Consider the following 18,783-nt stretch of genomic DNA (forward strand, 5'->3'; position numbering starts at 1 on the left):
AGTTCAGGTACGTCCGGCGAGGTGGCCGATGCGCTGGCTGACCTTCTCCCAGGCTCCTTCCAGAGCGGCCAGCGGATCGCGGCGCCGCAGGGCGCGACGAGAATGGATCCACTGCCCCGTGGGACCAGCCGGCTCGGTGTCGTGTGCGGCCTCGATAATCCGCGAGACCACGGCGAACTCGTTGTACTCCTCCAGTACCCGGCGCCGGGCCTCGAGGATGTGTGGCAGGCGCTGCTCGTATTCGTTGTCGCGGATGGCGTGGCGAATGCGTTCCGCCGTCCCCTCAACGTCATCGATATCAATCGCGATGAAGCTTTCCGGCGGAAAATAGTCCGCCGCATTGGGCGCACCGTAGTAAAACGGGAGCGTCGCGCCGAGAAAGGCGTCCGCCAGCTTCTCGGTCCAGTGGTGCGCGCCCACGTAATTCTCCACCGCCAGGTGGTACCGGTACGCGTCCAGGCACTCGGCCTTGTCATCCAGCGGCTGCACCCCCTTGCCGAAGATCTCCAGTTCCGGCAGCTCGGCCTTCAGCGCCCAGGTGAAGTCATAGCGCCGCCGGTGCAAGGTGTGGCGCTGGCGTTTCGCCGAGCACATGGTGGCGATCTCGCGGGTCTTCTCCAGCGGCGGCCTCGCGAGCATCTCGTTGTACGGCCGCTCGCCCTGACTGCCGAAACCGTAGTACCAGAGCATCCCCTGCTGGGAATGGATGCGCCGCCGGTGCTTGAGGGCCCATTCCGGGTGCGAGGTCAGCACGCGCCCGAACTGCCGGGTAAAACGCCGGCCGTAGGACTTGATGGACGGCGGCTCCATGGTTACCAGGAGCGTGCGCTCGGCCCCACAGGTCAGCTGTTCGCTGTAGTGCCGGTTGCGCCCGGTGTTGGAAGGAAATTCGTCGTAGACCACCAGCCAGTCGTAGTCCGTTACCGCGGGGTCGAAAACGAACTCGCAGCGCCCCCAGCGCCCCTCGCCGTCCGGCAACTGATGGCGCCAGATACCCTCGCGCATGGTCGAGAGAAACTTGACCCGAATCGGACGCGAGGTGGGCTCGGTCACGGCCGATCTCCGCCGCGTTCCAGGAACTCGGCATAGGCCCCGGAGAGCCCCTCTTCAAGTTCGATTCGGGCCTTCCATCCCAGCGCCGCGAGTCGCGAGACATCCAGCAGTTTGCGCGGCGTCCCGTCCGGGCGCGACGTGTCAAAACGCAGTTCGCCGGAAAAGCCCACCACCCGGGCCACCAGCCGCGCCAGGTCGGCGATCGCAAGATCCTCGCCGGTGCCGACGTTGATATGGCTCAGCATCGGTTGCGTGTGTTCTGCGTAGGTCACGTGATCGAGGTTCATCACGTGCACACAGGCCGCCGCCATGTCATCCACGTGGAGGAACTCCCGGCGCGGGGTGCCACTCCCCCAGACGGTCACATGCCCGGCTCCGGCCCGCTTCGCCTCGTGAAAGCGCCGGATGAGCCCGGGAATCACGTGGCTGTTCTCCGGGTGATAGTTGTCACCCGGGCCGTAGAGGTTGGTCGGCATCACCGAGCGGTAATCCGTGCCGTACTGCCGGTTGTAGCTCTCGCACAGCTTGATGCCGGCGATCTTTGCAATCGCGTAGGGCTCGTTGGTCGGCTCCAGCGGCCCGAACAGCAGGGCCTCCTCGGGGATCGGCTGCGGCGCCTCGCGCGGATAGATGCAGCTGGACCCGAGAAAGAGCAGCCGCCGCACGCCCGCGATGTGCGCGCCATGGATCACGTTCGTCTGGATCGCGAGGTTGTCGCGGATGAACTCGGCCGGATAGGTGTTGTTGGCATGGATACCCCCGACCTTCGCCGCCGCCAGATAGACCTGATCCGGGCGTTCCACGCGCATGAAGGCCTCGACCGCCGCCTGATCGGTCAGGTCCAGCTCCGCGTGGCTACGGGTCAGCAGTTCCACCCCCGGCCAGTCCTCGAGCTGGCGACACACCGCGCTGCCCACCATCCCCCGGTGTCCGGCGATGAAGACGCGTTGCGATTTACTCATGGCGGCTCAGGGTCCGGTAGCCGTGGTCGCGCACCAGCTCGTCCCGCTCGGCGCTCCTGAGGTCCTCGCGCACCATCTCGGCCACCAGTTCGTCAAAGCGAATGCGCGGCTCCCAGCCCAGCTCGCGCTTGGCCTTGCTGGCATCCCCCAACAGGGTCTCGACCTCGGTGGGACGAAAATAGCGCGGGTCCACCGACACGATGCAGCGGCCCTTTTCGTCGAATCCCTGTTCGTCCACGCCCTCGCCGCGCCATTCGATACTCATGCCCAGTTCGCGCGCCGCGGCATCCACGAAGTCGCGCACGCTGTGCTGTTCGCCGGTGGCGATCACGTAGTCGTCCGGGGTTTCCTGCTGCAGCATCAGCCACTGCATCTCGACGTAGTCACGGGCATGTCCCCAGTCCCGTTTGGCATCCAGGTTGCCCAGATAGAGCCGTTCCTGCAGCCCCAGCTTGATGCGCGCCAGGGCGCGCGTAATCTTGCGGGTGACGAAGGTTTCGCCGCGCACCGGCGATTCGTGGTTGAACAGGATGCCGTTGCAGGCATACATCCCGTAGGCCTCGCGGTAATTCACCACGATCCAGTAGGCATACAGCTTGGCCACCGCATACGGGCTGCGCGGATAGAACGGGGTGGCCTCGTCCTGCGGGGTGGCCTGAACCTTCCCGTAGAGCTCCGAGGTGCTGGCCTGATAGAAGCGCGTGGTCTGCTCCATACCGAGGATGCGGATCGCCTCCAGCACGCGGAGCGTGCCCAGGGCATCGGAGTTGGCGGTGTACTCCGGCTCCTCAAACGAGACCGCGACATGCGACTGCGCGGCGAGATTGTAGATCTCGTCCGGCTGCACCTGCTGAATGATGCGGATCAGGCAGGTCGAATCGGTCAGATCCCCGTGATGCAGGATGAACCGGCGATCACTCTCGTGCGGATCCTGATACAGGTGGTCGATACGATCGGTATTAAACAGAGAGGAGCGGCGCTTGATGCCGTGCACCTCGTAGCCCTTGTCCAGCAAAAACTCGGCCAGGTAGGCCCCGTCCTGCCCGGTAATCCCGGTGATCAATGCCACTTTGGCCATGCCAACTCCCGCTCGCAGGCCACGCCCCGTTCGCGCGCCGCCCAAAAGGGCGGATCATAGCATTCCCGGAACCACCCGATGCCCGGTCACGCGCGGCCGTACACGTCCTCCAGGCGGACAATGTCATCCTCGCCGAGGTAGCTGCCGGATTGCACCTCGATCAATTCCAGCGGGAGCGCGCCGGGGTTCTCCAGGCAGTGAACCTGGCCAATCGGGATGAAGGTCGATTCGTTCTCGGTGACCAGGTAGTTCTGCTCGCCATTGGTCACCCGCGCGGTGCCGCTGACTACTACCCAATGTTCGGCCCGATGATGATGCATCTGCAGGGAAAGACGCGCACCGGGGTTCACGGTGATGCGCTTGACCTGATAGCGCGCCCCGGTATCGATGGATTCGTAGCACCCCCAGGGACGATAAACCGCTGTGTGATTGACGTGCTCGCTGCGGTTGTCGGCTTTCAGGCGCTCAACGATGAGTTTGACGTCCTGGACGCGGTCGCGGTCGGCAACCAGTACGGCGTCACGGGTGGCGACCACGGCCAGGTTGCGCAGGCCAATGCCGGCGACCAGCAAGCCGTCGGCATCCACCACGCAGCCCTCGCTATCTTCCAGCAGGCAGTCCCCGCGCAGGGTGTTGCCCTGCTCATCCACGCCACGCACGCCCGCCAGAGCGGACCACGAGCCGATGTCGCTCCAACCGGCGGCCAGCGGTGTGACGGCGGCGTGCTCGGTGCGCTCCATCACGGCGTAGTCCACCGAGATGTTCGGGGCCGCGGCGAAGGCCTCCGGGTCCACCCGCAGGAAGTCGAGGTCCTCGCGGGCGCCCTCCAGCGCGGCGCGACAAGCCTCGACGATGCCCGGTTCGAAACGCTGCAACTCCTGCATGTACAGCGAGGCGCGGAACACGAACATGCCGCTGTTCCAGAGGTAATCGCCACTGTCGACGTACTCGCGCGCGGTGGCGGCATCCGGCTTCTCGACGAAACGCGCCACTCGCGCCCCGGCCTCCCCCAGGGACTCACCCTGCTGGATGTAGCCATAACCGGTCTCCGCAGCGGTAGGCACGATCCCGAAGGTCACCAGGTGGCCCGCCTCCGCCAGCGTCATGGCTCGCGCCACGGCGGCCTGGAAGGCCTCGGGATCACCGATGTGGTGGTCCGCCGCCAAGATCAGCAACAACGGGTCGCGCCCTTCCGCCTGCGCCTGCAATGCGGCCAGGGCGATCGCCGGGGCGGTATTGCGCCCCTCCGGCTCCAGCACGATGCGGGCATGCTCCACACCTGCCGCCCGCAACTGCTCGGCCGCCAGGAAGCGATGCTCGACGTTGGCCAGCACCAGGGGCGCCGACGCGCCCAGGCCGTCGAGCCGCTCGGCCGTCTGCTGCAGCAACGTCTGCTCCCCGGTCAGGGGCAGGAACTGCTTGGGGTAGTGACTGCGCGATACCGGCCACAGCCGAGTCCCCGATCCGCCGGCCAGGATCACCGGCTGCAGTTCCGTCCGGCTTTGCGTATGTTCCATCGGCCTTACCCCCGTATCAGGCGTGAAATCTCGTCCACGCGGCGTTCCAGCAGGGCCGGATCGGCGCGGGTCTCCACATTCAACCGCAACAGCGGCTCGGTATTGGAACTGCGCAGGTTGAAGCGCCAGTCCGCGAATTCCAGGCTGACGCCGTCCGTATGATCCAGTCCCACGGCTTCCGACGCGTAGGCCTGCATCACCCGATCGGTGGCGGCGGCGGCGTCCTCGACCTCGAAGTTCAGCTCGCCGCTGCAGGGGAAGCGCGCCATGCGCTCGGCCACCATCTCGCCCAATGCCTGGCCGCGTCGGCCCATGAGCTCGGCCACCCGCAACCAGGGCAACATCCCGGTATCGCAGTAGTAGAAGTCCCGGAAGTAGTGGTGAGCACTCATCTCGCCCCCGTAGATTCCATCCTCGTGGCGCAGCCGCTCCTTCATGAAGGCGTGTCCGGTCTTGGACTGGATGGGTTCGCCCCCCGCGGCACACACCATCTCAATGGTGTTCCAGGTCAGGCGCGGATCATGGACGATGCGCTCCCCGGCGTGCCCCTCCAGGCATGCCTCGGCCAGCAGGCCCACGATGTAATACCCCTCGATGAAGTTGCCTTGGGCGTCGAACAGGAAGCAGCGATCAAAGTCGCCGTCCCAGGCCACGCCCAGATCGGCGCCGTGCTTGCGCACCGCCTCCGCGGTGGCCGCGCGGTTTTCCGGCAGCAATGGATTGGGAATGCCATTGGGGAAACGCCCATCCGGTTCGAAGTTGACGCGGATCAGCTCGAACGGGAGATGCGGCTCCAGGGCCTCCAGCACCGGCCCCGCCCCCCCGTTGCCGGGGTTCACGACCACCTTGAGTTTCGGCAAGGTTTCGCGGTCGACCGAAGCCAGCAACCGGGAGATGTAGTCCGCCCGATGATCCAGGTGCCGGACCTGCCCGTGGGGCATGGGCCGGAAGTCACCGCGCTCGGCGCAGACGCGAATCGCCTGCAGCCCGGAATCCCCGCTGATCGGGCGCGCATCGCTGCGTACCAGTTTCAGCCCGTTATAGTCCAGCGGATTGTGGCTGGCCGTCACCATGATCCCGCCACCGGCCCCATAGTGCGCGGTGGCGAAATACACCTCTTCGGTGCCACACATGCCGATATCGGCAACATCACTCCCGCCCGCCGTAAGCCCTTCGGTGAGCGCCCGCGCCAGTTCCGGGCTGGAAAGGCGGATATCGTGCCCGACGACCGTGCGTCCCGGCCGGATCTCCTCGGCGAAGGCGCGCCCGATCGCTCGCACCACATCCGGATTGAGCTGGTCCGGCACCCGCCCACGTATGTCGTAGGCCTTGAAACAGTCGATCTTCATGCACGCCCCTTACCGGCATCATTCGCTTCCCGCACCGGACAGAAATCCGTTGCGTACACCTTCATGATACATAGCCGAAGGGCTCCGCGAGGCCATGCCAGCATCACTGGCGTGAGTGCCGTTACTTGACGCTCTACACGCATACCCCCGAGCATGGTGGGTTTATACAACGAGGAAAAGCCGATGAGTGAGCCGCAAGTGAAGACCGAGGAGAAGAAACAGCATTTCGACGATATCTACGTCGCCGAGACCCCGGTGCCGTTCAAGGAGCGCATCATCGACGCGCTCGACTACATCTCCGACGACTTCAACCGGCAAACCTTCGACCGGCTGATCCTGCCCTGGGCCGAGAAACAGGCCGCCACTGGCAAGACCCTGAACTACGTGGACCTGTGCTGCTGTTTTGGCAACACCACCATGGCCGCCATCCACAACATGGATGTCGAGGCGATCCGCGCCAACTGGGCCGATGAGCAGGCCTGCAAGACCGTCGCCGCCCCGCGCCGTCTGCCGATGAAGACCACCGGCATCGACATCTCGGGCAACGCGCTGGCCTATGGCAAGAGCGCCGGGCTGTTCGACGAAACCTTCGAGGCCGACCTGAACCAGCCCGCACCGGAGACCCAGGCCGCGATCGAAAAGGCCATGGCCGACGCGGACATCGTGATCTCCACCGCATCGCTGGTCTATCTGGACCCGCCGGCAATCGAGAAGCTGATCCGCTCCTTCGCCGAGACCCCGCGCGAGGGCTACATGCTGGTCAACTTCCTGAACCCCTTCGCCCTCGAAAAGGCCGACGCGACCAAGCGCCTGCTGCTGGAACACCTGGAATTCGTCGGTAGCACCGCCAGCCGCCATCGCCGCCTGTCGCCGCTGGAGCAGGAGAACTATCCGGGCGAAGACTGGGCCCTGCTGGAGATCTGGGTGCTGCGCCGCCGCGCGTAGTCCGGACGCTGCCAATCTCGGGGCATGGCATCCCCGACAGGACGGGCCGGCCCTTTTGGGGTCGGCCCGTTTTCGTTAGGGCCGCCGCCGCACTACCGGAACCACGGCCTCAGAGCAAGACGACGCGGTTGCGCCCCGCCTCCTTGGCCTGATACATCGCCTCGTCCACGCGGCGGGCGAAGGTCTCGGGGGTATCGCCCTGGCGCATCTCGGTCACCCCGAAACTGGCCGTAACCGACACCGGGCACGCCGTTTCCATGGCCGCGACGGCCTTGCGCAGCTTTTCGGCCATGGCCTCGGCGCCCGCGCCAGGGGTCTCCGGCACGACGACCATGAACTCCTCCCCGCCCCAGCGCCCCAGGGCATCCGCCTCGCGCAGCGCGCCCTGCACCGTATCGGCCAGCCGCTTGAGGACGTCATCTCCGGTCTCGTGGCCGTAGTCGTCGTTGAAGTCCTTGAAATGGTCGATATCGAACATGATCAGGGAAAGGGGCCGTCCGTAGCGGCGGCTGCGCTCCATCTCCGCCTCCAGCGTGTTGCCCAGGCTCAGGCGGTTGGCCAGCCCCGTCAGCCAGTCGGTATGCGCCAGGCGCCGGATCTCGTCCTCCATGCGCACTCGATCGGTCACATCCTTGCTGATCGACACGTAGTGCGTCACCCGGCCATGGGCATCGGTCACCGGACTGATGCTCTGCTCCATGTTCATCAGCGTGCCGTCGCGGCGGCGGTTCACGAACTCGCCACGGAAGGCTTCGCCGCGCGCGAGTGTTTCCCACATCCCGCGATAGAACCCGGGCTCCTGCTGACCGGACTGAAGGAACCGCGGATTCTTGCCTACCGCTTCATTCCGGCTGTATCCGGTCTGCTCCTCGAAGGCCGCGTTCACATAGGTGATCGTGCCGTCCGGGTCGGTGATCAGCACGGGGTCCACCGACACCTCAAGCGCGGTCGACAATAGCCGCAGCTCGTCATCCCGCCGCCGCTCCTCGGTAATGTCCTTTTGCACCGAGACAAAGTGGGTGATGTCACGGTCGTTATCGCTGGCATATACGGGCGAGATGTGCCAGCGAACCTCGTACGGGGAGCCATCCTTGCGGTAGTTGACCGTTTCGCCCTCGAAATACTCGCCACTGACGAGGGCCCCGCGCAACCTGTCCAGAACGGCGCGCGAGGTTGCCGGGCCCTGAAGGATACGCGGGGTTTTCCCCAGGGCTTCCTCCCGCGAATACCCGGTCATGCGCTCGAAACCGGCATTGACGTAAACGATCCGCGGACCGCCGTCCAGATCGGCGTCGGTAATGACGACCGAGTTGTACGATTGCTCGATAGCGGCATCCAGCAGTCGGAGTTTCTCGAACCCCTCGATGATCGACACGGACGCCATATCGGGCCTTCTGCAAAAATGAACGCACGACACGGGGTCATGCGCGAGGTCACTGAGATCCGACCCGCTTGGGGCGGCGCGGTTCAGTCCATGTCCGCCATCTCGAGGATCGACCCGACAATGTCGCTGGTCGTCACGATCCCTTCCAGCTCGTTGCCCTTCAGCACCACCAGCCGCCGGATCCCCTGGCTCACCATCAGCCGCGCGACGTACTTCACATCCATCTCGGCGGGCACCGTGATCACCGGTTTCGTGCAGACATCATAGACATTCGAGAGGTCGATATCGCCCTCTTCCGCCACGATCGTCTTGAGGATGGTGGTGTAGGTGATGATGCCGTAGGCATCGTGGGCGTGCTGCTTCTCCACCACCAGCGACTTGACGCCATGCTTGCGCATCAGCTGCATCGCCTCGCGCAGCGGTGCCAGGGGAGACACCGTGACGACATTGGGTCTTAGAATTTCGCTTACCAGCATGTTGCTCTCCGTCAGAGTTCTTCCTTGACCTGTTCCTGGAACTGCTCGATCTGCTTGCGCCCGATACCGGCGAGATGGGCCACATCCACCGTAAAGGCCACTCCCCGCGGGTCATTGGCCAGGTCCAGCTCCCTCGAGATGCACTTGAGCACGTCCAGGGCCACCTTCTTCTCCAGCACCCACAAGAGGACCGACTGACTGCCCTCGTAGGTCATGCCGAGAAACGTCCTGCGGGCCTCGGCGCCAATCCCGCGCGCATCCATGATGGTTACGCCACCAGCGCCCGCTTCCTTGGCCGTGGCAATCGCCTGTTCCTCCAGATCATCCGAGAGGACGGCCACCAGTGCAGAAAATCGCATTGCTCACTCCTCCTGCCGCTCGTCGCGAGCGGACCAGCGTTCGTAAAGATCCACGGCGATCGCGTATAGCATCACCGTGACGATGGGAAATATCGACGCGAACGCGATCAGACCGAAGCCGTCGATCAGTACGTTGCGATCCTCCAGGTGCGTCGCCAGGCCGATCCCCAGAGCCGTCACCAGGGGCACAGTCACCTCGGAGGTGGTCACCCCACCGAGATCGAAGGCCAGTGCCACGATCTGCTTGGGCGCCAGGATCGTGAGCACGATCACCAGCAGGTAGCCGCCCATGATGTAGTGGTGGATGGAGTCCCCCGCCAGGATGCGGTGCACTCCGATGGTGATGCCAATGGCCACGCCCAGCGCCACCAGGATGCGGATTACATTGCCGCGCAACGAACCGCGAGCGGCCTCCTCGGCCTTCTGGCCAATCGCGATCAGCGCCGGTTCCGCCATGGTGGTCGCGAACCCGATGGAAAAGGCGAACAAATAGACCCACACGAACAGTTCGTTGGTAATCAACTGCTCGGCCATGCTCTCGCCGATCGGGAACAGGCCCAGCTTCAGCCCTACCACGAAGGCATAAAGCCCCAGCACCACCAACACGAAACCGAACATCACCCGCGGCAGATACGGGATGCGCTTGCGCAGCACGAAATACTGGAACACCACGATCACTGCGATGATCGGTGCCACGTCACGCAGCATCAGCAACAGGTCCATGCCCATCGCGGACAGCCAGTGCCGCTCGCCTGCGCCTGGCAGATCGGTTCCCGGATCCATGGCCGCTGTCTCGGCGCCGGTTGGAGCCGCGATCTCCGCTCCTGTAAACACGATGATCCCGTAGATCTGCACCGTGATCATCGGCACCATCACCGCCAGCGCCACCAGCCCGAAGCCGTCGCGCAGCGGGTTACGCCCGCTTATGGAGGCCGCCAACCCCAGGCCCAGTGCCGCCACGAGCGGCACCGTCACGATGTTCGTGGTCACCCCGCCCGAGTCGTAAGCCAGGCCCACGATCTCCTCGGGGGCGAAGAAGGTCACCAGCACCACCAGCACATAGCCGGTCAGGATGTACCAGTGCAGCGGATGTCCGAGCACCGTGCGCAGGATCCCCAGCGCCACCACGGCCCCTACCGAAAGCGCGACAATCAGCCGCAGCACCATGCCCTCGATACGGCCCTCGCTGATCACCTCCGCCTGCTCCGCCACCGCGATCAGTGCCGGCTCCGCGATCACCGTCGCAAACCCGAGCGTAAAGCCGAAGGCCATCAGCAACAGCAACGATCCACGCCGCGCCAGTGCGTTGGACAGGTTCTTGCCGATGGGGAAGATCCCCATCTCCAGGCCCTGCAGGAACAAGGCCACGCCGAACACCACGATGGCCAGGCCCACCACCATCGACAGCAGGCCATCCGGCACCGTGCGCAGCACCAGCGCCTGGAACACCGCCACCACGATCACGATCGGAGCGAGGTTGCGTGCCGCATGACCCAGGGTGTGGAGAAAATTCATGCGCTCCCTAACCGAGGCGCTGCCCCGGAATCAATCGCAAGCGTAATGGTCCTACGCTGCATGGAATCCCTGCAGATACCCTATCGCGCTGTAGTCATCGGCGCCACGGGCGGCCTCGGTGCCGCGTTTGTCGACCACATGGAGAACGACCCGAACTGCGAACGCGTGGTCGGCCTCGGACGCCAAAGCACCCCGTCCGTGGACCTGCTCGACGAGGCCAGCATCGAACACGCCGCCGCCTGGCTGCGAGACCAGGCACCCGAGTGGGACCTGATCCTCGACGCCACCGGGATCCTGACCATCGACGGCCACGGCCCGGAGAAGCGCCTGCGCGATCTCGACCCGACGATCATGGGCCGTGCCTTCGCCATCAACGCCATCGGCCCGGCATTACTGTTCAAGCACCTGGCACCCCTGCTCCCGCGGGGCCGCAAGGGCATCCTGGCCACCCTCTCGGCCCGGGTGGGCTCCATCGAGGACAACCACCTGGGCGGCTGGGTGAGTTATCGCGCCTCCAAGGCCGCGCTCAACCAGATCGTGCGGACCACGGCCCTGGAACTACGCTTCAGCCATCGCCATGCGCTGGTGATTGCGCTTCAGCCTGGCACCTGCGACACCCGTCTGTCGGAGCCGTACCGGTCACGCGCCCCGGAGGTCCTCAGCCCCGAATACGCAAGCGAACGTCTGCTCGGTGTCCTGGACCATCTGGAGGCCGACCAGTCCGGCAGCTTCCACGACTTCGAGGGCCAGCGCCTGCCTTTCTGAACGCTCACCCGCCACAACCATGATCTGCATCAACAACCGCTAATACCGATGGCGGGATAGTGCCTGCGAACATACACCGATTCGGAGGCTCGACATGCAACGTTCCACCACCCTGCGCGCTCTGACCCTGGCCGGCCTGCTGGCCCCCGCGGCCATGATCCCGGCCCACGCGACCGCTGCCAACGCCGATGTCTCCGCTGGCGACTGGCTGCTGCGCGGCGGCCTGACCCACGTGGCCCCCAAGTCCGACAACGGCAATCTGGATGCAAGCGGATTGGGCCTGAGTGCTAACGCGCCGGCCGATGTCGGCTCCAACACCCGCCCGTCCGGCAATGTCACCTACATGATGACCGACAACCTGGGCCTGGAGCTTCTGGTTGCCATCCCGTTCAAGCATGATCTGAACGTGGGCGGTGTCGACATCGGCAGCACGCGCCACCTGCCGCCGACCCTGAGCCTCCAGTACCACTTCAACACCGGAACGGCCGTTCGACCCTACGTCGGCGCGGGCATCAACTACACCCACTTCTTCGACGAAGATACGGCTGACGTGACTTTGGGGCAGGACATCGACCTGGATGATTCCTGGGGTGCCGCGGTGCAGGCCGGCATCGACTTTGCCGTGGACGAAAACTGGTTCGTCAATGCCGAGGTCCGCTGGATCGACATCGAAACCGACGTGTCGCTGGGCGGCGCCGACCTGGGCACGGTCAAGATCGATCCGTGGACCTTCGGGATGAACGTCGGCTACCGCTTCTGAGGCTAGCCACGACCGTCTGACGCCGGCCTAGCCGCCGACGTCTCCGACGAGGCCGAGGACCCGCGCAATGCGGTCCTCGGCCTCTTGCGTTTCCAGCCCGCGCGATTTCGGGGCACCCCACACGGGGCCGGGCCACGCCGGGTCGCCCTCGCAGCGTGCTACATGATGCAGGTGCAGCTGCTCCACGATATTGCCAAGCTTGGCCACGTTCAGCGCCTTCGGGGCGAAGGCCTGCTCCATCGCCCGTGCCAGTGCACCGGACTCGCGCGCCAACTGGATGGCATCCTCGGGGGCCAGTTGGTGCAGTTCGCGCACATCGGCGCGGCGCGGCACCAGGATGAACCAGGGATAGTCGTGATGATCCATCAAGCGCAGCCGCGACAGTGGCCACTCGGCCACAGCCCAGGTATCGGCCTCCAGGCGTGGATCCAGCAGAAATTCATTCGTCATCGTCAAACTCCTGCCATATTCCCGGCTGGGACCAGAGGCCGGTCCGCCATTCGCCGTTCGCGCCGGGCAACAGGTAACTGTAGTGGGATCGATGCCGCAATGCGGCCAACACCTCGCGCCGTGTATCCGCATCCGCCCCGCTGATCACAACTAACCGGGTATCCGGTACAGCCCAGGCCCGCGCACCCGGACCGATCTCGCCTGCATTCGCCAGTGCGACCGGGTCGCTCGGCAAGTCATGCCGCCCCAGCCAGCCGGCCACGGAGGAATGCGAGCCCAGCACGATCCGCATGCCTTCTGCGTCGTCCGCGGAGCCCGGCACTCGACCCAGCCAGGGGGCGACCTCGGAGGGTTCCGCATCCTCCAGCGCCACCACCCGGGCTTCCGGGTCCAGCGCCCCCTGACGCAGGATGGCGGGCGACTCGTCCGCTGCCAGATGGCGGAACATTCGCCAGTCGGGGTCGATGGCAATGGCCAGGGGTCGGCTGGAGGTCTCCAGCGAAATCCCCTTCTCTGCCGCATTCAGCTCGACCCAATGCGTCTCGCGGCCGTTCTCGGTTTCCAGCTCCAGCGGCACATACAGCTCCCAAGGGGCCTGCTCGTCGCGTTGTTGCAGCCGGCCCTGTACTCGCCAACCGTCTCCCCGCGCCTCGCGGCGCAGTCCCGTCAGTTCCAGCGCAGGCGCGCCAGCGCGCTCTACCCACTGGGAAAAGAAGGGCCGCAGGTCTTCATCCGTCGTTCCGTCGAACGCCCCGATCACGGCGTCCCAGTCCGCCTCGCGAAAGCGCCATTCGTCGTACAGGGCCCGCGCACCCGACAGCAGCGCCTCGCGCCCGATTCGATCCTCCAGCATTCGCCACAGCATCGCGCCGCGGTGATAGCCGGCGATGCGAGCCGCCCCGGAATTGCCACCCCGGAAGCTCCCGTGCGCGCGATCTTCCCCGGCCGGCAAGGCCGCGTAATCGCGCAGCCACTGGCCCCGTTCGTCCCGCCCTTCGCCGCGGTCACGCTTGAACTGATAGTCGGCCATGTAGGTCGTCAGCCCTTCCGACCAGTTGCCTGCGGAATAATCCACGTACACCCCGGTTCCCCACCAGGCGTGCAGGACCTCGTGGCCCAGCGAGGTGTGCGGAATGAATGGCAGCGGAATCACACGCTCCCCCAACAACGTAAAGCCGGAAAACGCCAGCCCCACGGGCTGCGGACTCGCGGCGATCGTGAAGGTCGCAAACGGGTACGGGCCGATCTCGTCATTGAAGCGCTGCAGGTATTTGGCCGCCTGCTCGCGATAGGTCTCCCCGAATCGCTCCTCGAGGCCGACCGGAAACAGGGTGCGTACCTCCACATCTCCAACCCGCCGCTCGGCCGACTCCCAGGGGCCGGTGGCGACCGCCAGGGCTCTACCAGCGGGGTGCTCGAACGTGGCATGGTATTCGTCACCCCGGCGCTCTTCGGCCACGCGGGAGCCGGACGCCACCCCGAGATGGCCACCAAGGCTCTTCAATTCGATCCGCACTGCGTGGGGCTCGGCATCGGGCCGGCGCGGATACCAGTCGGCGCCCGGCGGCAGATACCCGCCGTCCGGGCCCAGATATCCGCTCCCGGGACGTGCCTGGTCCGGTGCCGAAAGACGCGCCCCATAGCGGATCGCCAAAGGCCCGTCATCCGCGGCCGGCTCGCGCGCCAGTTCCAGCCAACCATCCTCGCTGCGGTCGAACTCGACTACCTGCCCGCCGAGCGTCACCGCATCCACGGCAATGCCCGGATCCAATCGGAACCGGCGCAGCGAGGCCGGGTCGATCCGGGCTGGATCCGCCTCGAACCGCCCCTCCAGTTGCGCCTGGCTGGGATCCAGTTCCACCTCCAGCGTCACACCATCGTATGCCGTGTCGGCCGAAGCCGCTCCACTGGCCAGCCACAAGACAACACTGCACACCCACAACCCCAGGCGCATGCGTCAGTCCTCGCGCGGGAAGCGTGCCACGCGCTCTAGCCGCTCGCCCTCACGCTCGATCTGCAGTGGCAGCCACATGCCCGGTGGCGTCGCTTGCACCACGCGTTGCAGATCGCCAGCGGCGCGGATGGTCTGTTCGCCTGCCCGCAAAACACGATCTCCAGCCACCAGGCCGGCCGCCTCACCGACCGACCCCTCCTGCACGCGCAGGATGCGAATCCCCGGCGCGTCATCGGACTCCAGGTGCACGCCCAGCATCAAACTCGAGCGTTCAAAACGCTCGTCGTGTGGCACGCCGAAGACGGCGTCCGCAAGCGCCGGATCGCTATCCGCACAACCGCCGGGCTCGCGCGGCAACAAGACCGCGGCCTCGGTCACGCCCAGATCGGCAAGTTGATGCGGCACCCCATAGCCGTATTCCAGGTGCCCGGAGCCAATGATCGCGGCCACCAGTTGCGGCGTATCGCCGCCCGCCTTGATGCGCGCCGCAATCCCGCCAGCCATCATCCGATCCCACGCCAACTGCGTCGCGATAAACCGCTCCGAGTCCGGTCCCATGCCCGCTGGGTGACGTTCCAGCACGGCTTCCAGATAGTCACGGTAGCCCTGGCTCGCCGCGGCCGGGGCCGACACCCCATCGCGCGTATCGGCATCCACGGTATCCCAGCCGTCGTGACCCAGACGCTGGATATACTCCCGCTCCAGGTTCAGCGCCAGCAGCGGCACGTCGTGGACGCGGGCAAAGTGCAGGATCGGCCAGTACAACTCCGGGTCGAAACCCCAGTGCTCGTACCAACCGCTCTTCTCCAGGAATGCCTCCGGGTCCAGCTCGCCCGCGACCCAGGCATCCAGCACCGGCTGCCTGGAGCGGGGCAGCATCTCCAGCCCGATCACCATGTCCGGGCGCTGACCATGCAGCGCAGAAAGCGTGCCCAACTGCCAGCGATGATGATCCATCCGGTCGTGGCGCTCGCCCAGCAACACCACCTCGCGGGTGGCAAGCTCGGCATACAGCGCGGCGGCATCCAGCGGCTCGCCCGCCGGCGTGGACCACACCCCCGGAGCCGGACAATCACTGCCCGCCTTCACGGTACCCGCCAACAAGGCCGCCAGAAGGCCAACCGCGCCCACCCATGTCCCCACCCGAAAACCCGCCTGCATGCAGTACTCCTCGTTGCGAACCCACTACGCGCGGGAGCATTTTCCAACGCCCACTTTTCCACGAACCCGGAGCCCGGGGCCCGGCACGGCCAAACTATCCAGAAGACCCTGCGGCGCCTCCAGCGTTCCCCCGAGACCTCCGCTCGGTTAGCCTGAAAGGATGAGCACACCCCCGCAAAACCCACGCCACCTGGCCTGGCTGGATCAGACCATCGGTGTCCTGCGATCCCTGATCATCTATCGCCGGCCCGGACGCCAGCGCGGACTACAGCATATGTATGCCCCGTTTATTCAGTCCGGGGATCTGGTGTTCGACATCGGAGCCCATGTCGGCGACCGCACCCGCGCCTTCGCCGATCTTGGCGCGCGTGTGGTCGCACTGGAACCGCAACCGCAGCTCCTGCCCTGGCTGCGCCGCGCGGTGCGCGGGCGCCCGGGCATCTCGATTCGGCGCGAGGTGGCCGGGCCACGTCCTGGTACCGCACAGCTGCAGGTCAGCCGACGCCACCCGACCGTCTCCTCCGCCTCGCGTTCCTGGGTGCGATCACTGCGCACCCGCAACCGCAGCTTTGAACACGTACGCTGGGACGAAGAGATCGCGGTGCCCATGGTCACCCTCGACCAGCTCATCGCCGAATACGGGCCTCCAGCCTTCTGCAAGATCGACGTCGAGGGAATGGAGGCCGAGGTTCTGCGCGGCCTGAGCCACCCCATCTCCGCCCTGTCCTTCGAGTTCGTAGCCGGCGCGCTGGACGTCACCCGCGACTGCCTCGAGCAGATCGCGGAACTGGGCCCGTACGAATACAACCTGATCCGCGGCGAACGCCGCCAGTATCACTTCGCCGACTGGCAATCCGCCGCAGCGATCCTTGCCTGGCTGGAGCGACACGGCGAAAACCTGGGTTCGGGCGACCTGTACGCCCGCCGACACGATGCTTGATGGGGTCGCCTTGACGGAACCAGTGCGAGCGGCAAGGCTGAGCCTATGAACGCCGACAACCTCCCCTGGTGGCAACACCACACGAGCGACGGGATCGCCGCGCTCGCCGCCCGCGATGCGGTCGCGATCCTGCCCCTCTCGGCCATCGAACAACACGGCCCCCACCTGCCGCTGGATACCGACTATCGCATCGGGCTGGGCCTGCTGCAGGCCGCCTGCGAGACCATGGCGGAGGACCTTCCGCTCGCGGTCCTGCCGCCAGTGGCGATCGCCACCAGTACCGAACATACCGGCTTCCCCGGCACCCTGAGCCTGCAGCCCGAAACCGCATTGGCCACCTTGCGGGACATCGGCGACAGCGTGTCCCGCAGCGGCCTGCGGCGCCTGCTGCTCGTCAACAGTCATGGCGGCAATACTGCGATCTGCGACCTCGCTGCCCTGGAGCTGCGCCGGGCCCACGGCATGCTTGTGGTCAAGCATCACTATTTCACCCAGCCCCCGCCGGACGCGCCCCGCATCGCCCCCGACGAGCTTCGCCACGGCCTGCACGGCGGCTTGATCGAGACCGCGATGATGCGGTTCCTCGCTCCCGAGCACGTGCGCATGGAAGCGGCCGCGGACGCACCGTCGCTGGGCGCGGAGCTCGCAGAAAAGCTGGAAGTGCTGGAACCCGAAGGGCGCGCGGCCTTCGCCTGGATGGCGGGTGACCTCCACCCGTCCGGTGTCGTCGGGGATGCCCGCGGCGCAACCGCCGAGTTGGGACAGCAATTGGTGGAGCACTACGCTCGCACCCTGGCCGCGACGATCCGCGACGCCGCGCGGTTCGACCTGACGCAACTCGCGCCCTGAGAGGGAGCGAGGTGCGTCAGCCGCGCTCGGCCTCCGAGGCCAGCAGCTCCTGGAGCCAGTGGCCGCCACGGTCGGCCTTGGTGCTGAGATAGCGCAGGTTGTGCGGATTCAGCTTGCCATGCACCGGCTCGCGTGCCACCACGTCGATGCCACCGGCACGCAGGGCATCCATTTTTCCGGGATTGTTGGTCAATAGCCGCACGCTGTCGATGCCGAGGAACTCCAGCATCTCCACGGCCGCATCGTAGCGCCGGCCATCGGCCTCGAAACCCAGCTGGCAATCGGAATCGATGGTATCCAGCCCGGCCGTCTGCATGGTATAGGCGCGCAACTTGTTGGCCAGTCCAATACCACGCCCCTCCTGCGCCAGATACAACAGGACGCCGCCGCCCGAGTCATTGATGGTCTTCACGCCCAGACGCAGCTGATCGCCGCAGTCACAGCGGAGGCTGCCGAACAGATCCCCGGTCAGACAGGCCGAGTGCAGCCGGACCGGTACCGCATCCGGCCAGTCGCGGGGCTCCCCTATCAGCACCGCGACGTGCTCCAGGATCCCGTTGCCCTCGCGGAACAGCATGAACCGGGTCACTGGTGCGTCCGCCAGCGGCACCGGGGCCTCGCTGACATAGGCCAGTTCCAGGCGCGGGTGCTTGGCCACCGCGCGCGCCTCCTGCTCGTCGACGTCGAGGAACATGCCATCCGCCAGCGCCGTGCGAATGGCCTCCGGCACCGGCTCGGGGACCGGCGCGGCCACCACCGCCGGCAACAGACGCCCCGCACGCACAAGCTCCAGGGCCGCGACCTCTGCGGGAAGCGCACGAACCACCGTGGGCTCCCCAATCGCGGCGTACGGATGGGTGGTCTCGTTCGAGGCCTCCGGGGCGCTGGCCAGTGTAAACAGGGCCTCGGGATCGGTATTCGGAGCGAATTCCAGGGCCACACCTTCCCAGCCTTCCTGCAGCGGCTGGGACCAGCCCATTGCAGAGGCGCGGTGCGCGGTTAGAATCAGTCGAGGCGCGGACCCGGTCATGTGGGTCAGGCGATCCAGCAACACAGGGGTCAGCCCCTCGACGGCCGCAACGAGTACACTCGACTGCGAACCACTCACCAGGACCGGATGGCCCCGGCGAAGATCAAAGATCCCGCGATCGGCGTTGTGCATCGGGTGCTTCCATACGGAGTTTTGTTTATGACCAGCCCGCAAACCGCGAATTCCCCGGAGGCGGCTCCCGGCTTGGCCAGGCAGGTCGAAGACGGCGTTAGCCT

18 protein-coding genes are annotated in these 18,783 nt (G+C 65.9%); 5 read left to right on the forward strand and 13 right to left on the reverse strand.

The genetic code is table 11. The annotated features are described in order from the left end of the window. Positions 1–3 precede the first annotated feature (3 nt). The 5 genes from B0684_RS01970 to B0684_RS01990 form a co-directional block, all read right to left on the reverse strand. Positions 4–1,053: a glycosyltransferase family 10 domain-containing protein gene (locus B0684_RS01970; protein ID WP_018650194.1), complete on the reverse strand. Its 1,050-nt coding sequence runs from the start codon at positions 1,051–1,053 to the stop codon at positions 4–6. After that, the gene (gene fcl, locus B0684_RS01975; protein ID WP_018650195.1) at positions 1,050–2,015 is read right to left on the reverse strand and encodes a GDP-L-fucose synthase; all 966 of its coding nucleotides are present in this window, start codon (positions 2,013–2,015) and stop codon (positions 1,050–1,052) included. Before fcl ends, B0684_RS01970 begins: the two co-directional genes overlap by 4 nt. Then, positions 2,008–3,093, reverse strand: coding sequence for a GDP-mannose 4,6-dehydratase (gene gmd / locus B0684_RS01980; RefSeq protein ID WP_018650196.1), 1,086 nt, complete (start codon positions 3,091–3,093; stop codon positions 2,008–2,010). The genes fcl and gmd overlap by 8 nt, the downstream gene beginning before the upstream one ends. An 86-nt stretch (positions 3,094–3,179) precedes the next feature. Further along, positions 3,180–4,610 carry a mannose-1-phosphate guanylyltransferase/mannose-6-phosphate isomerase gene (locus tag B0684_RS01985; RefSeq protein WP_018650197.1) on the reverse strand — a complete coding sequence of 477 codons (1,431 nt, stop codon included), beginning with the start codon at positions 4,608–4,610 and terminating at the stop codon, positions 3,180–3,182. Between the two features lie 5 nt (positions 4,611–4,615). Continuing rightward, complete coding sequence (locus B0684_RS01990; protein WP_018650198.1) at positions 4,616–5,959, reverse strand: phosphohexomutase domain-containing protein; 1,344 nt, start codon at positions 5,957–5,959, stop codon at positions 4,616–4,618. A gap of 183 nt (positions 5,960–6,142) precedes the next feature. Here B0684_RS01990 and B0684_RS01995 point away from each other — a divergent pair, with 183 nt between their 5' ends. Next, positions 6,143–6,904: a class I SAM-dependent methyltransferase gene (locus tag B0684_RS01995; protein WP_018650199.1), complete on the forward strand. Its 762-nt coding sequence runs from the start codon at positions 6,143–6,145 to the stop codon at positions 6,902–6,904. Between the two features lie 109 nt (positions 6,905–7,013). On the opposite strand, the gene B0684_RS02000 is transcribed toward B0684_RS01995, so the two are convergent. The 4 genes from B0684_RS02000 to B0684_RS02015 all read right to left on the reverse strand — a co-directional run bounded on the left by B0684_RS02000 (position 7,014) and on the right by B0684_RS02015 (position 10,638). Further along, positions 7,014–8,288, reverse strand: coding sequence for a sensor domain-containing diguanylate cyclase (locus B0684_RS02000; protein ID WP_018650200.1), 1,275 nt, complete (start codon positions 8,286–8,288; stop codon positions 7,014–7,016). A gap of 83 nt (positions 8,289–8,371) precedes the next feature. After that, positions 8,372–8,764 carry a CBS domain-containing protein gene (locus B0684_RS02005; protein WP_018145798.1) on the reverse strand — a complete coding sequence of 131 codons (393 nt, stop codon included), beginning with the start codon at positions 8,762–8,764 and terminating at the stop codon, positions 8,372–8,374. Between the two features lie 11 nt (positions 8,765–8,775). After that, positions 8,776–9,123, reverse strand: coding sequence for a P-II family nitrogen regulator (locus B0684_RS02010; RefSeq protein WP_018145799.1), 348 nt, complete (start codon positions 9,121–9,123; stop codon positions 8,776–8,778). A 3-nt stretch (positions 9,124–9,126) separates the two neighbouring features. After that, the gene (locus B0684_RS02015; protein ID WP_018169656.1) at positions 9,127–10,638 is read right to left on the reverse strand and encodes a DUF1538 domain-containing protein; all 1,512 of its coding nucleotides are present in this window, start codon (positions 10,636–10,638) and stop codon (positions 9,127–9,129) included. Positions 10,639–10,698: 60 nt separating this feature from the next. On the opposite strand from B0684_RS02015, the gene B0684_RS02020 reads away from it, so the two are divergent. Both B0684_RS02020 and B0684_RS02025 read left to right on the forward strand, forming a co-directional pair. Further along, positions 10,699–11,403 (forward strand): SDR family NAD(P)-dependent oxidoreductase, encoded by a 705-nt coding sequence (locus B0684_RS02020; RefSeq protein WP_018650201.1) that lies wholly within the window; start codon positions 10,699–10,701, stop codon positions 11,401–11,403. A gap of 94 nt (positions 11,404–11,497) precedes the next feature. Next, a complete protein-coding gene (locus tag B0684_RS02025; protein WP_018650202.1) occupies positions 11,498–12,163 on the forward strand; it encodes an OmpW/AlkL family protein in 666 nt (221 codons plus the stop codon). Between the two features lie 27 nt (positions 12,164–12,190). Here B0684_RS02025 and B0684_RS02030 read toward each other — a convergent pair whose 3' ends face one another. Genes B0684_RS02030 through B0684_RS02040 form a run of 3 tightly spaced genes read right to left on the reverse strand, consistent with a single transcriptional unit; the run spans position 12,191 to position 15,728 of the window. Next, positions 12,191–12,613 (reverse strand): HIT domain-containing protein, encoded by a 423-nt coding sequence (locus B0684_RS02030; RefSeq protein WP_018176866.1) that lies wholly within the window; start codon positions 12,611–12,613, stop codon positions 12,191–12,193. Continuing rightward, positions 12,603–14,567 (reverse strand): M1 family metallopeptidase, encoded by a 1,965-nt coding sequence (locus B0684_RS02035; protein WP_018650203.1) that lies wholly within the window; start codon positions 14,565–14,567, stop codon positions 12,603–12,605. The genes B0684_RS02030 and B0684_RS02035 overlap by 11 nt, the downstream gene beginning before the upstream one ends. 3 nt (positions 14,568–14,570) lie before the next feature. Continuing rightward, a complete protein-coding gene (locus B0684_RS02040) occupies positions 14,571–15,728 on the reverse strand; it encodes a ChaN family lipoprotein (RefSeq protein ID WP_018650204.1) in 1,158 nt (385 codons plus the stop codon). 160 nt (positions 15,729–15,888) lie between these two features. Here B0684_RS02040 and B0684_RS02045 point away from each other — a divergent pair, with 160 nt between their 5' ends. Both B0684_RS02045 and B0684_RS02050 read left to right on the forward strand, forming a co-directional pair. Continuing rightward, positions 15,889–16,668: an FkbM family methyltransferase gene (locus B0684_RS02045; protein WP_018650205.1), complete on the forward strand. Its 780-nt coding sequence runs from the start codon at positions 15,889–15,891 to the stop codon at positions 16,666–16,668. A 45-nt stretch (positions 16,669–16,713) separates the two neighbouring features. Next, on the forward strand, positions 16,714–17,517 hold the full coding sequence (locus B0684_RS02050; RefSeq protein WP_018650206.1) for a creatininase family protein: 804 nt from the start codon (positions 16,714–16,716) through the stop codon (positions 17,515–17,517). A 16-nt stretch (positions 17,518–17,533) separates the two neighbouring features. Here B0684_RS02050 and ribA read toward each other — a convergent pair whose 3' ends face one another. After that, positions 17,534–18,679, reverse strand: coding sequence for a GTP cyclohydrolase II RibA (gene ribA, locus B0684_RS02055; protein WP_018650207.1), 1,146 nt, complete (start codon positions 18,677–18,679; stop codon positions 17,534–17,536). Between the last annotated feature and the right edge of the window lie 104 nt (positions 18,680–18,783).

Source organism: Thioalkalivibrio versutus (assembly GCF_001999325.1).
Classification (GTDB): domain Bacteria; phylum Pseudomonadota; class Gammaproteobacteria; order Ectothiorhodospirales; family Ectothiorhodospiraceae; genus Thioalkalivibrio; species Thioalkalivibrio versutus.